Consider the following 13839-nt stretch of genomic DNA (forward strand, 5'->3'; position numbering starts at 1 on the left):
TTATAAGGCAAATAATCTTTATGAGGTGAGTACAAATGAAACGTATTGGTGTATTAACAAGTGGTGGAGATTCACCTGGTATGAATGCTGCCATTCGTGCAGTTGTTCGTAAAGCGATTTTCCATGATATTGAAGTATATGGTATTTACCATGGATACGCTGGTTTAATTTCTGGTCATATTGAAAAATTAGAACTTGGTTCTGTTGGCGATATTATCCACCGTGGTGGTACAAAATTATATACAGCAAGATGTCCTGAGTTTAAAGACCCAGAAGTACGACTTAAAGGAATCGAGCAATTAAAGAAACATGGTATTGAAGGACTTGTTGTTATTGGTGGAGATGGTTCTTACCAAGGCGCAAAAAAATTAACTGAGCAAGGATTCCCATGTGTAGGTGTACCAGGTACAATCGACAATGATATCCCTGGAACAGACTTCACAATTGGTTTCGATACAGCTTTAAATACTGTTATTGATGCAATTGATAAAATCCGTGATACAGCTACATCTCATGAACGTACATATGTTATTGAAGTAATGGGACGTCACGCTGGAGATATCGCATTATGGGCTGGTTTAGCTGATGGTGCAGAAACTATCTTAATCCCAGAAGAAAAGTATGACATGGATGATGTTATCGCTCGTCTGAAACGCGGTAGTGAACGTGGTAAAAAGCACAGTATTATCGTTGTAGCTGAAGGTGTTGGAAGTGCAATTGACATCGGTAAGCACATTGAAGAAGCAACAAACTTTGATACTCGTGTAACTGTATTAGGTCACGTACAACGTGGTGGATCACCAAGTGCACAAGACCGTGTATTAGCAAGTCGTCTTGGTGCAAGAGCAGTTGAATTATTAATTGCTGGTAATGGCGGACGTTGTGTTGGTATTCAAAACAATAAACTTGTTGATCATGACATTATCGAAGCGTTAGCTCAAAAGCATACAATCGATAAAGAAATGTATCAATTATCTAAAGAATTATCCATCTAATTGACTTAATGTCAGATATTTGGGAACGGTTTCATAATTTTCGGAGGTGCAATATGCGTAAAACTAAAATTGTATGTACTATAGGTCCTGCTAGTGAAAGTATTGAGAAATTAGAGCAATTAATCGAAGCGGGTATGAACGTTGCTCGTTTAAACTTCTCTCACGGTAGCCATGAAGAGCATGGAGCTCGTATTAAAAACATTCGTGAAGCTTCAAAGAAAACTGGTAAAACAGTTGGTATTTTACTTGATACAAAAGGCCCAGAAATCCGTACACATGACTTCGTAGACGGACAAGCTGAGCTTGTAACAGGTGCAGAAGTAATTCTTTCTACTGAACAAGTATTAGGAACTGCAGAGAAGTTCTCTGTATCTTATGCTGGTCTTTATGATGATGTAGACCCAGGTTCTCGCATTCTAATCGATGACGGTCTTATCGAACTAGAAGTAATCGAGAAAGCTGACGGAAACATCCGTACAAAAGTATTAAACAGCGGAACTGTAAAAAATAAAAAAGGTGTTAACGTACCAAACGTAAGCATTAAGCTTCCTGGTATCACTGAAAAAGACGTTAAAGATATCGTTTTCGGTATCGAACAAAAAGTTGATTTCATCGCAGCATCTTTCGTACGTAAAGCATCTGACGTATTAGAAATCCGTGAATTATTAGAAGAGCATAACGCTCAGTATATCCAAATCGTACCAAAAATCGAAAACCAAGAAGGTATCGACAATATCGATTCAATCTTAGAAGTTTCTGACGGTTTAATGGTAGCTCGTGGTGATATGGGTGTAGAAATTCCACCAGAAGAAGTACCATTAGTGCAAAAACGTCTAATCAAAAAATGTAACGTATTAGGCAAACCAGTTATTACTGCAACGCAAATGTTAGATTCTATGCAACGTAACCCACGTCCAACTCGTGCGGAAGCAAGTGACGTAGCAAACGCAATCTTCGATGGTACAGATGCAATCATGCTTTCAGGTGAAACTGCTGCGGGTCAATATCCTGTAGAAGCTGTAACAATGATGGCTAACATTGCAGTACGTGTTGAAAAATCATTACAATATGAAGATATGTTCAAAAAACGTATTAAAGAGTTCACTCCAACAATTACAGATGCAATTAGTCAATCTGTTGCGCACACAGCACTTGCTCTTGATGTAGCTGCAATCGTAGCTCCAACAGAAAGTGGATATACTGCGAAAATGATCTCTAAATACCGTCCGAAATCTCCAATCGTAGCTGTAACATCTGACGAGCAAGTAGGACGTCGTCTTGCACTTGTTTGGGGTGTTCAAGCGTTTATGGCTGGAAAACGTGCAGCTTCTACTGACGAAATGTTAGATACTGCAATTCAAACAGGTATGGATGCAGGTCTAATTGGACTTGGAGATACTGTAGTAATCACTGCTGGTGTTCCAGTTGCTGAAACTGGTACAACAAACTTAATGAAAATCCACGTTGTTGGTGAAGAAGTTGCTAAAGGGCAAGGTATCGGTCGTAAAGCTGCAAAAGGTAAAGTAGTTGTAGCGAAAACAGCTGCTGAAGCTGTAGCGAACGTAAACAAAGGTGATATCCTTGTTACTACAAGCACTGATAAAGATATGATTCCTGCAATTGAAAAAGCTGCTGCTCTAGTAGTTGAAGAAGGTGGCTTAACAAGCCATGCAGCTGTTGTAGGTGTATCAATCGGTATTCCTGTTATCGTTGGTGTAAACGGCGTAACAACAACTTTAAAAAATGGCCAAGAAGTAACAGTTGATGCAGCACGCGGAATTGTTTATAATGGACATGCGGAAGTGCTATAAGAAGTAATACGGAGAGAAGGAGCGGAGTCCTTCTCTTTTTTTTACACAAAAAAGGGTAGAGATAGCTTTAAATACCTGAAATCGCTTTGGAAAACGTTTGTTATAATGTTTAATGGCCGAAGGTTATTTATCTTTTGTAGAGCTTATATGAGCGTTGTGAGAGGCTTATAAAGCCATGATAGATGTGATGAGGGAGAGGCGATATTTGAGCCTTTTGAATGAAATATGAAGGAGTGTGGAGTTATGAAGTGGTTACTATGCTTGCTTATTTTAATACCGGCGATTGAGATTACGGTATTAATTGTGTCGAGTCATGTAATAGGTTTATGGTCTACGTTCGCTATGATTGTATTTACGGGTATTGTAGGTGTGTATTTGGCGAAACGACAAGGGTTTAAAGTGCTTAGAGAGATTCAATTTAGGTTAAATAGAGGAGAAATGCCGGGTGATGCGGTTCTAGATGGTATTTTTATATTCGTAGGAGGTATTCTTTTGGTGTTACCGGGATACGTAACGGATATACTTGGTTTTATCTTTGTTGTTCCTGCGACGAGGACTTTATTAAAACCGCTTGTTATGAAGTGGATTGATTGGAAATTTAGAAAGAGAACTACTATTATTGTTCAAAAATAAAGCGTGGATCATAATGATCCACGCTTTATTTTTTTTGTTTGTTAATTATGGCTGCTTAGACTTCAGTTGGAATATGAGTTTTTTGTGAAAGTTAGATTGTTGTCAGCTGATAATCAATAGGGATAGAGAGTTGTTCTTGTAAATTAAATGTTTACTTTAGGGAATGTTCTTTCCTCTGTCGAGGTTTGATTAGTGTAAAGAAGATAGGTGAGGGGAGGAAAACTACTGATTAAAAGGGTCCCCTACCTCGTTTTGTATATTTATTCATTTACATAAAAAGTAATAAATGTAAGTAATAATTATAGGGTAAATAGAATAAAAATGTAATTTCAACCTAAAACATGCGCTTTTTATGCAAAAAACAAGAGAATTATCCTTTTTTAGGAAATTCTCTTTCGGATGTAGTTAGTACAAAAAAGTACAGTGAATAATCAGTGGGAAATTCCCACTGATTACAGTTAATTTTTTTATTGTGTATGAATTAGAAAATATTATTTTGATGGTGAGCCTTTGATGAATTTCCATAAGTCATGGAATACATGAGCTTTGTGTAATGTATTAAGTAGTACTAATGTGACTGGACCGATGATTAATCCTAAAAAACCAAAGAGCTTAAAGCCGACAAATAGAGCGATGAGTGTCGCTAATGGATCAAGTCCAATATTAGACGAAAGTACTTTCGGCTCCATGATTTGTCTTTGGACAATCACGACGATGTATAGGATGAGAAGACCGATGGCAAATGCAGTGTCGCCTGTGAAAAATACGTATATAACCCAAGGAACGAAGACAGCTCCTGTTCCTAAATACGGGAGTAAATCCACAACTCCTGTAATAATCGCGATAGTAATTGCGTATGGCACGCGTAATATTAAAAGGCCGATTAGTACAATGATAGTTGTCATAGATACGAGTGTAAGTTGCGCTTTAACAAAACCGAACAAAGCTTTTCTTAAATCGACAAAAATAGTTTTTCCGTATCCATGTACACGATTGGGTAGGAGTTTTCGTGCTTTATGAGCAAGACGATGCCAATCGTAACTAATGAAGAAAGTGGCTAATAAGACGAATACAAGGACAGTTAAAGTTGTTGGTAATGCACTAATGAAATTTGTTAATCCGCTTATGATGGCGGTTAAAAGTTCTTTCATTTGTGTCGTTGCTTCGGTACCTAAGTTTTGAATATTTTGTGTAATAGTGTATCGCTGTGGTTCTCCGAGATGATTAAATTTAGAGATTAAATCATCATAGAGAGGCATAATATGATTAAGTGCAAATTCTTGGGCGAATGCAACGATATCTGGAAACTTCACTGTAACAATTTGTAGTAAGTATGTTGTGGCAGATATTGCTTCAGTTACAAGGTATGTAACAAGTCCGACGATAGCCCCGAACACGAGAATTAAGCTAACGAGTACCGATAAAGCACGAGGAAATTGTAGTTTTTGATTAAGGAAATTGACGACAGGATTAATCAAATAAGCGAATGCAAAAGCGATAATAAAAGGGTAAATAAGGCCTGACATGTAAAGTAAGGCATAGAACCCAACTACCGTTGCTACAATGACAAATATGAGTCGTAATATCGTATATAGCAAGTTTCGGTTCAAAGATGTATACCTCCCATTCCAATTTGGATTATCCTAATTCGTTCAACTTATAACTAGTGAGATTCACTGATCAAAGTTTCACTTTATGTTATAGTGGAATGATGGATTTAGCCTGCTTTTGCAGTGGAATAATGACTGTAAAAGCTTGCTGGTGATATGGTAAAAACTTCATTTTCTCTCCTTTTTATTTTACCTGTTTCTTATTAGAAAAGAAAGGAGAGACAGCCGGTGTATACATGCTTTAGTTTTTTTCTGGTTAAAGTCTTGTTTGTAATTTTGAAACGCATATAAAAATTAATTTGTTGCTTTATTATAATTGATAAATGCGCATCGATATAGCATGTATAACGATAGGTTTAAAGGTATTTTTGTTTGGAAACAAGTTCATTATTTTCAGAAAGGAAGTGCAATCATGATTAGTCAGTCAACGTTATTTTTATTCATACTACTTATTATAGGACTAATTGCTAAAAACCAATCGCTTACTGTAGCTGTTGGTGTGTTGTTTTTATTGAAGTGGACGTTTTTAGGAGAAAAAGTTTTTCCTTATTTACAAACGAAAGGAATTAACCTCGGTGTGACGGTTATTACAATTGCGGTGCTTGTACCAATTGCGACGGGTGAGATAGGCTTTAAACAACTTGGAGAAGCGGCGAAATCATATTATGCATGGATTGCCTTAGCTTCAGGGATAGCAGTTGCTTTGTTGGCGAAAGGTGGAGTGCAATTATTAACGACTGACCCTCATATTACAACTGCACTTGTTTTTGGGACAATTATAGCTGTCGCTTTATTTAATGGGGTCGCTGTAGGTCCATTAATTGGGGCTGGAATTGCCTATGCAGTTATGAGTATTATGCAAATGTTTAAATGAGGAATTTTATAGTAATATAAAATTTTTGAATTCTTTCTGTTCACAAAAGTCAGATAATTGTTTATAATAGGATTAGAAACTTTGAAAAGTTACATAACAGCAAAGACTTTACACCAGATAAAATAAAAACAACATAAAACAATTTTATAATGATATTGTTTTATGTTGTTTTTATCATAAAACTCTTCGGAATTAATTTTCCTCACTAACTTGTTGTTCTGAGCGTGAGGATTCGGGGAGACATTCACGCTCATGCTTTCCATGTAAGCAATGGACAATAAGAGGGGAACATCGCAATAAATTTGCATGATCGTGCATTTTGCTTGCCTAAAGAGTGAACGAGCGTTCATAATTTATAAGGGGAGCAAATAGATATAAGGAGCAAGATTGGGAGAATTTTCAGGAAAAGGAGAGAATGTCATGACTGTTATTCGAGGTTTAGAAGGGGTAGTAGCAACAACATCATCTGTGAGCTCTATTATTGATGATACATTAACTTATGTTGGGTATAATATTGATGATTTAGCTGAGAATGCTACATTTGAAGAAGTAGTGTACTTATTATGGCACCGCAAGCTTCCTAACGAAAAAGAACTAGCGGAATTTAGTGAAACTGTGTCTCAATACTATAAAGTTCCAGGTGAGATTTTAACATATTTAAAACAAGTAGATTTAAATATTGCGCACCCGATGTCTGTTTTACGAACTGCAATTTCCATGCTATCATTATATGATGAGAGCGCTGAAATAATGGATGAAAAATCCAATTATTTGAAAGCGGTTAAATTACAGGCGCAAGTGGGGACTTTAGTTGCGGCTTATGCAAGAATTCGCAAAGGTTTAGATGTTGTTGAGCCAAGAAAAGATTTATCATTAGCTGCAAACTTCTTGTACATGTTAAATAATCGTGAGCCAAATGAAGTTGAAATTGAGGCTTTTGACAAAGCACTTGTACTCCATGCAGATCATGAGTTAAACGCTTCTACATTTACTGCACGTGTTTGTGTTGCTACGCTGTCGGATGTATATTCTGGTATTACAGCAGCGATCGGTGCGTTAAAAGGTCCTCTTCACGGCGGGGCAAATGAAAATGTAATGAAGATGTTAACTGAAATTGGCGAAGAAGAAAATGTAGAATCATATATTCATAATGCTCTTCAAAATAAAGTGAAAATTATGGGATTTGGCCATCGTGTGTATGAGCATGGTGATCCACGCGCGAAACATTTACGTGAAATGTCTAAGAGATTATGCGTGCTTTTAGGAGAAGAGAAATGGTATAATATGTCTATCAAAATTGAAGACATTGTAACAAAAGAAAAAGGTCTTCCACCAAATGTTGATTTCTATTCAGCTTCTGTATACCATTGTTTAGGAATTGACCATGATTTATTTACACCTATCTTTGCAATTAGCCGTATGTCAGGCTGGTTAGCTCATATTCTAGAACAATATGAAAATAACCGTTTAATCCGTCCGCGTGCTGATTATAATGGACCGACACACCAAGTGTATGTTCCACTAGCACAACGATAAGCGAAAAACACTATTTTGATAGTGAAAATACGCTTTCAAAAGTCTGACTTTTTTGGGAAGATGTAATGATTAGAATATTTTAATTTGACTAACGGTTTGAACTGAGGGGTTAATCCCTCAGTTTCATACATATGAAATTTCAAACATGGGGGTTATCACATTGACAACAGGTGAAAAAATTACTGTAACTAATGGTGTTATGAATGTACCAAACAATCCGATTATTCCATTTATCGAAGGAGATGGAATTGGTCCTGATATTTGGGCAGCTGCATCTCGCGTACTAGAAGCAGCAGTTGAAAAAGCTTATGATGGTGAGAAGAAGATCGTTTGGAAAGAAGTGCTTGCAGGGGAAAAAGCATTCAACCAAACAGGCGAGTGGTTACCAGAAGAGACATTAAATGAAATTCGTGAGTATTTAATCGCGATTAAAGGTCCACTTACAACTCCGGTTGGTGGTGGTATTCGTTCTCTAAACGTAGCTCTTCGTCAAGAATTAGATTTATATGTATGTCTACGTCCAGTTCGTTACTTTGAAGGTGTTCCTTCACCTGTAAAACGTCCGGAAGATACTGATATGGTTATTTTCCGTGAAAATACAGAAGACATTTATGCTGGGATTGAATATGCACAAGGATCTCCAGAAGCAGAAAAAGTTCTTACTTTCTTAAAAGAAGCAATGGGCGTTAATAAAATTCGCTTCCCAGAAACTTCAGGGATTGGTATTAAGCCTATTTCAGAAGAAGGGACAAAGCGTCTTGTTCGTGCTGCAATTCAATATGCAATTAACGAAAAACGCTCTTCTGTTACATTAGTTCATAAAGGAAACATTATGAAATTTACAGAAGGTGCTTTCAAAAACTGGGGTTATGAAGTAGCGGAACAAGAATTTGGCGATAAAGTATTTACTTGGGCTGAATATGACCGTATTGTTGAGAAAGATGGTAAGGATGTAGCGAATAAAGCGATGGCTGAAGCAGAATCTGCTGGAAAAATCATCGTAAAAGATTCTATTGCAGATATCTTCTTACAACAAATTTTAACTCGTCCTCGTGAGTTCGATGTTGTTGCAACAATGAACTTAAACGGAGACTATATCTCTGATGCACTTGCTGCACAAGTAGGTGGCATTGGTATTGCACCTGGTGCAAATATTAACTATGTTACTGGACATGCTATTTTTGAAGCTACACATGGTACAGCTCCGAAATATGCAGGTTTAGATAAAGTAAATCCATCTTCTGTTCTTCTTTCTGGTGTATTATTATTAGAGCACTTAGGATGGAACGAAGCTGCGAAATTAGTAACTGCTTCAGTTGAGAAAACAATTGCATCAAAAGTAGTAACATATGATTTCGCACGCTTAATGGAAGGTGCAACAGAAGTGAAATGTTCTGAGTTTGCTAATGAACTTATTAAAAACATGGATGTAGCGATAATCAAAAACGCATAATTAAAGCGGGGGGTAAATTATGACAATCAAACGCAAAAAGGTTTCAGTCATCGGTGCAGGATTTACAGGAGCAACAACAGCATTCTTATTAGCACAAAAAGAACTTGCAGATGTTGTATTAGTGGACATTCCACAGCTGGAAAATCCAACAAAAGGGAAAGCGTTAGATATGTTAGAAGCGAGCCCAGTACAAGGTTTTGATGCTAACATTATTGGTACATCTGATTACGAAGATACTGCTGATTCTGACGTTGTCGTTATTACAGCAGGTATTGCGCGTAAGCCTGGTATGAGCCGTGATGACTTAGTAGCAACAAACTCTAAAATTATGAAAAGTATTACGCGCGACATTGCAAAACATTCACCAAATGCGATTATTGTTGTGTTAACAAATCCAGTTGATGCAATGACATATTCTGTATTTAAAGAGGCTGGGTTCCCGAAAGAGCGTGTTATTGGTCAATCAGGTGTATTAGATACAGCTCGTTTCCGTACATTCATTGCGCAAGAATTAAATCTATCTGTTAAAGATATTACAGGATTTGTTCTTGGGGGACATGGTGATGATATGGTACCTCTTGTGCGCTACTCATATGCAGGTGGTATACCGTTAGAAACATTGATTCCGAAAGAGCGTTTAGAAGCAATTGTAGAACGTACACGTAAAGGTGGCGGTGAGATTGTAGGCTTATTAGGAAACGGTAGTGCATATTATGCGCCAGCAGCATCTTTAGTTGAAATGACAGAAGCAATCTTGAAAGATCAACGCCGTGTATTACCAGCTATTGCGTACCTTGAAGGTGAGTATGGTTATAGTGACCTTTACTTAGGGGTACCAGTAATTCTAGGTGGTAACGGAATTGAAAAAATTATTGAATTAGAACTTCTTGAAGATGAAAGAGAAGCGTTAGATCGCTCTGTAGAATCTGTACGTAACGTTATGAAAGTTCTTGTTTAATAATTAAATATAGGCGGAAAAAGATTCGGGGCCCCGAATCTTTTTCTACTATTTACTGAATTGTTTTTTTAAAATAATATGAAAACGCTATCATTTGTAGGATCCTATAATGAAACCATAGACTTATACTATACATTGCCCTCATCATAGTAATTTTCGGATAAGGTATCGCTTTTAGTAGGATAATAAGGTGAAAAAATCGGAGGGGGTTGTAACATGTTAAAGAAAAAAGTTCAAATTGGTCGTAGAATGGATGAAATTACAGTAGGAGAGAAACTATCTATCACTGAAAAAATTGAGGATAAAGATTTGTTATTGTATTTAGGGTTAACGAATGATGCCAATCCATTATATATTCAGCATGATTACGCATCCCAAACTCCGTATGAAAAGCCGATTGTACCAAGCATTATGCTAACAGGGATGATTACAACGGCGGTTACGAAATATTTGCCAGGTCCAGGTAGTCATATTATTAGGAAGGACCTTACGTTCGTGAAGCCTGTTCACCATTATGAAACGTTACAAATCCACTTTGAAGTTGTGGCTGTTTCTGAGGAGGAACATACAATTGATATGCTTGTATCAGCTTATGATGAACAAGAAGAGAAAGTTGTAAAAGGTTCATTAACAGTAACACCACCTTTTAAATCTGTCTCTATTATGGAAAAAGCATTAGATAATTTTTAAAACATGAAAATATGAATAGCGCTAGCATCCCTGTATTAAAGAGATGCTAGCGCTATTTTTAGTTGAAGAATCCATCTACGAATCCTTGGGCGAAATCTGAGCAGTTAGTTTTAATTGTATCCCAGTTTGAGATGTTAAAAGTAAGAATACATGTTACCACTAAAGATAAAATAGGTAGTACGAGTCGCATAATAAAACCTCATTTATTTTAAATTTATATATAGTAATTTTGTATTTAATTATTGCATTATTAAATAATGGAAGTCAAATGAAGGGGTGGTTTTTAGAGGAATGAGATGGAAAAGTGAAGACACGATCTTTGAAACGATGAGAGAAGCTGAAGTATGGGCAGATTCGATCGCGAATGAAATGTATGAGAGAGTATTTGATGGATATGAAACACCAGATTATAAAATAGCATATGCTCTTTCGTTTTTCCTAGCGCAAAATCAAGATTTTATAGTTTGTACAGAAGTGAGTTATAAAAAAGATAGGATGATTTATAAGGTTTGGACAACAACTGGATCACTAAAGTGAAATTGTAATTATTTCGATTTTTCGGAACGATTTTATTATAACCGGGATCCATGAATAGACAATTTTATTGAGGGGGAACCTGTTTTCTAGTATGATGAGAATAACGGGGAAAATACTAGGATGAAGAAGGTTTCAAGTCTATAACTTGGAGGAAGAGAATGAACAATCGTATTTTAGTAGTTGATGATGAGGAGTTTATCTTAACTTTAATTGAATTTAATTTACAACAAGCTGGGTTTGAAGTTATAACAGCGATGGATGGAGAAATGGCGCTTCAAAAAGCGACTACAGAACGCCCAGATTTAATTATATTAGATTTAATGCTTCCGAAAATGGATGGTATGGAAGTGTGTAAAGAATTACGATTGCAGCGTGTTATGACGCCGATTCTAATGCTAACAGCAAAAGATGATGAATTTGATAAGGTGCTAGGTCTTGAACTTGGGGCTGATGATTATATGACGAAGCCATTTAGTCCAAGGGAAGTTGTTGCTCGTGTGAAGGCGATTTTGCGTCGTACGAAATTACAACAGGAAGAACAAGTTTCAGAAGCGTCAGATGAAGATAGCATCATGATTGCAGAACTGAAAATTTTACCTGAGTTTTATGAAGCGTACTTCCAAGGGAGAAAGCTGGAGTTAACGCCGAAAGAATTTGAGCTGCTTGTTTATCTTGCGAAAAATAAAAGTCGTGTATTAACTCGTGATCAATTATTAAGTGCTGTATGGAATTATGATTTTGCCGGTGACACAAGGATTGTTGATGTCCATATTAGCCATTTGCGCGATAAAATTGAAAAAAATACGAAAAAACCGACGTACATTAAAACGATACGTGGTTTAGGTTATAAATTAGAGGAGCCAAAAGGGGATGAATAAATTTCGCTCCAGGCTTCTTTTTACATTTGTTTCTCTCATTGTTTTTATTCTAGTTGGACTAGGTGTGTTATTAGAAACTGTATTTGAAAATTACTATATAGATCATGTTAAAGAGAGAATGGTAAAAGAGACGCAGTATGTTGCGTTATTAGCAGAAGAGCAAGGGTTTGATGCTGTTTTAAAAAAGCCGTATGTATTTGAAAAGTTAGAAGAACAAATACCAGCTTCTATTCTATTTGTTGATGAAAAAAGGAAGGTTCAATATAGCGGTGGGCAACAATCTGCATTTAGTCAAGAGGTGATTAAAGAACTTTCTTCCGAAATAGCAAACCAAAGAAATAAAGTCATTACGAAAGAAACGGATCAAAAGAATGCATTTTATCATGCGGTGTTCGTTCAGGATGTAGCAGGGAAACAAGGATATATTTTGGTGAAAAGTACGATTGAACCTTTGAGGGACATTCACCAAAAAACGTGGGGATTATTAATTATCGGATTTGTCATCGCTTGTCTCGTAGTTGTATTCCTTGGTATGAAAATTACAGGGCAATATATTAGGCCGATTGAATCGGTTACGAAAGTTGCGATTGAATTAGCGAAGGGGAATTATAAAGCGCGTGCATATGAAAGTCGTTCAGATGAAACTGGAATGCTGAGTAAAGCGATTAATATTTTAGCTCGTAATTTACAAGAGATGACACTCGAACAAGAAATGCAACAAGATCGTTTGCACACATTAATTGAAAATATGGGAAGCGGAATGATTTTAATTGATAGCCGTGGATATATAAACCTTGTAAACCGTTCTTATAAGGAAACTTTCCACGTAACAGATGAAGAATATTTAAATCGTTTATATTATGAATCGTTTCACCATACGGAAATTATTGAACTTGTGGAAGAAATTTTTATGACGGAAGTGAAAGTGCGTAAACAAATGTTATTGCCGCTTGGCATTGAGCGAAAGCATTTCGAAGTATATGGAGCGCCAATTATTGGGACGAACCATGAATGGAAGGGAATTGTTCTCGTATTCCATGACATTACTGAGCTAAAGAAATTAGAACAAATGAGAAAAGACTTTTTAGCGAATGTTTCTCATGAATTGAAGACACCGATTACCTCTATTAAAGGTTTTTCAGAAACGCTCTTGGATGGAGCGATGGATAACAAAAGATTTTGTGAACATTTCTTACATATTATTCTAAAAGAAAGTGAACGCATGCAAGGATTAATTGAGGATTTATTAGATTTGTCAAAGATCGAGCAACAAGGATTTAAGTTGAATATGGGTACGGTTGATATGAAGGGGCTTCTTGAGGACATTCACATGGTGCTTGATAATAAAGCGGGAGAAAAAGAAATCTCTTTACAAGTGAATGTATTGAAACGAGTTTCTGTTATTGGAGATCCTAGCCGCTTAAAACAAATCTTTATTAATTTAATTAATAATGCAATCGTATATACGCCAGCTGGAGGCGTGGTTTCTGTTGAATTAGCAGAAGATAAATATAATGCTTATATAAAAGTATCGGATACTGGAATTGGTATTAGTAAAGAAGAAATCCCTCGTATTTTTGAACGTTTTTATCGAGTAGATAAAGCGAGAAGTAGAAATACAGGTGGAACAGGTCTTGGCTTGTCCATTGTTAAACATTTAGTGGAAGCACATCAAGGTACGATTACAGTGGATAGTGAAGTTGGGGAAGGAACAACATTTACAGTTGTTTTACCAAAATCGGCAACTGTAAAATAGGGCGAAGGATGTTTACAATATATTAACAATTGCTTAATTAAATATTAATAAAGTTCTGTTAATATAATATATGAAAACCCCTTCATCCAAGGAGTAATTTTGGACGAG

Annotated in this window: 12 protein-coding genes; 11 read left to right on the forward strand and 1 reads right to left on the reverse strand. The window is 36.4% G+C overall.

Annotated elements, in window-relative coordinates; genetic code table 11:
* Positions 1–35: 35 nt before the first annotated feature.
* From pfkA to MR109_RS17490, 3 genes are all read left to right on the forward strand, one after another.
* Positions 36–995 carry a 6-phosphofructokinase gene (gene pfkA, locus MR109_RS17480; protein ID WP_242273286.1) on the forward strand — a complete coding sequence of 320 codons (960 nt, stop codon included), beginning with the start codon at positions 36–38 and terminating at the stop codon, positions 993–995.
* A 53-nt stretch (positions 996–1048) separates the two neighbouring features.
* On the forward strand, positions 1049–2806 hold the full coding sequence (gene pyk / locus MR109_RS17485; RefSeq protein WP_048372220.1) for a pyruvate kinase: 1758 nt from the start codon (positions 1049–1051) through the stop codon (positions 2804–2806).
* Positions 2807–3049: 243 nt separating this feature from the next.
* Positions 3050–3439 (forward strand): FxsA family protein, encoded by a 390-nt coding sequence (locus MR109_RS17490; RefSeq protein ID WP_242273288.1) that lies wholly within the window; start codon positions 3050–3052, stop codon positions 3437–3439.
* 491 nt (positions 3440–3930) lie between these two features.
* On the opposite strand, the gene ytvI is transcribed toward MR109_RS17490, so the two are convergent.
* Positions 3931–5049 carry a sporulation integral membrane protein YtvI gene (ytvI, locus tag MR109_RS17495; RefSeq protein WP_098306390.1) on the reverse strand — a complete coding sequence of 373 codons (1119 nt, stop codon included), beginning with the start codon at positions 5047–5049 and terminating at the stop codon, positions 3931–3933.
* A gap of 412 nt (positions 5050–5461) precedes the next feature.
* On the opposite strand from ytvI, the gene MR109_RS17500 reads away from it, so the two are divergent.
* The 8 genes from MR109_RS17500 (at position 5462) to phoR (ending at position 13731) form a co-directional block, all read left to right on the forward strand.
* A complete protein-coding gene (locus MR109_RS17500; RefSeq protein ID WP_071718469.1) occupies positions 5462–5923 on the forward strand; it encodes a DUF441 domain-containing protein in 462 nt (153 codons plus the stop codon).
* Positions 5924–6310: 387 nt separating this feature from the next.
* Entirely contained in the window at positions 6311–7459 is a 1149-nt protein-coding gene (gene citZ, locus MR109_RS17505; protein ID WP_116500351.1) for a citrate synthase, read from the forward strand.
* Between the two features lie 160 nt (positions 7460–7619).
* Positions 7620–8912, forward strand: coding sequence for an NADP-dependent isocitrate dehydrogenase (icd, locus tag MR109_RS17510; protein WP_242273291.1), 1293 nt, complete (start codon positions 7620–7622; stop codon positions 8910–8912).
* 19 nt (positions 8913–8931) lie between these two features.
* Positions 8932–9870, forward strand: a complete 939-nt coding sequence (gene mdh / locus MR109_RS17515) for a malate dehydrogenase (RefSeq protein WP_242273293.1) — start codon at positions 8932–8934, stop codon at positions 9868–9870.
* Between the two features lie 216 nt (positions 9871–10086).
* Positions 10087–10560 (forward strand): MaoC/PaaZ C-terminal domain-containing protein, encoded by a 474-nt coding sequence (locus MR109_RS17520; RefSeq protein WP_002173714.1) that lies wholly within the window; start codon positions 10087–10089, stop codon positions 10558–10560.
* 291 nt (positions 10561–10851) lie between these two features.
* Positions 10852–11097, forward strand: a complete 246-nt coding sequence (locus tag MR109_RS17525) for a hypothetical protein (RefSeq protein WP_242273294.1) — start codon at positions 10852–10854, stop codon at positions 11095–11097.
* Between the two features lie 158 nt (positions 11098–11255).
* A complete protein-coding gene (gene phoP, locus MR109_RS17530) occupies positions 11256–11975 on the forward strand; it encodes a two-component system response regulator PhoP (protein WP_242273296.1) in 720 nt (239 codons plus the stop codon).
* Positions 11968–13731: a sensory box histidine kinase PhoR gene (gene phoR / locus MR109_RS17535; RefSeq protein ID WP_242273299.1), complete on the forward strand. Its 1764-nt coding sequence runs from the start codon at positions 11968–11970 to the stop codon at positions 13729–13731. Before phoP ends, phoR begins: the two co-directional genes overlap by 8 nt.
* Positions 13732–13839: the final 108 nt, after the last annotated feature.

It is taken from the genome of Bacillus cereus group sp. BfR-BA-01310 (assembly GCF_022664325.1).
Lineage (GTDB): Bacteria > Bacillota > Bacilli > Bacillales > Bacillaceae_G > Bacillus_A > Bacillus_A paramycoides.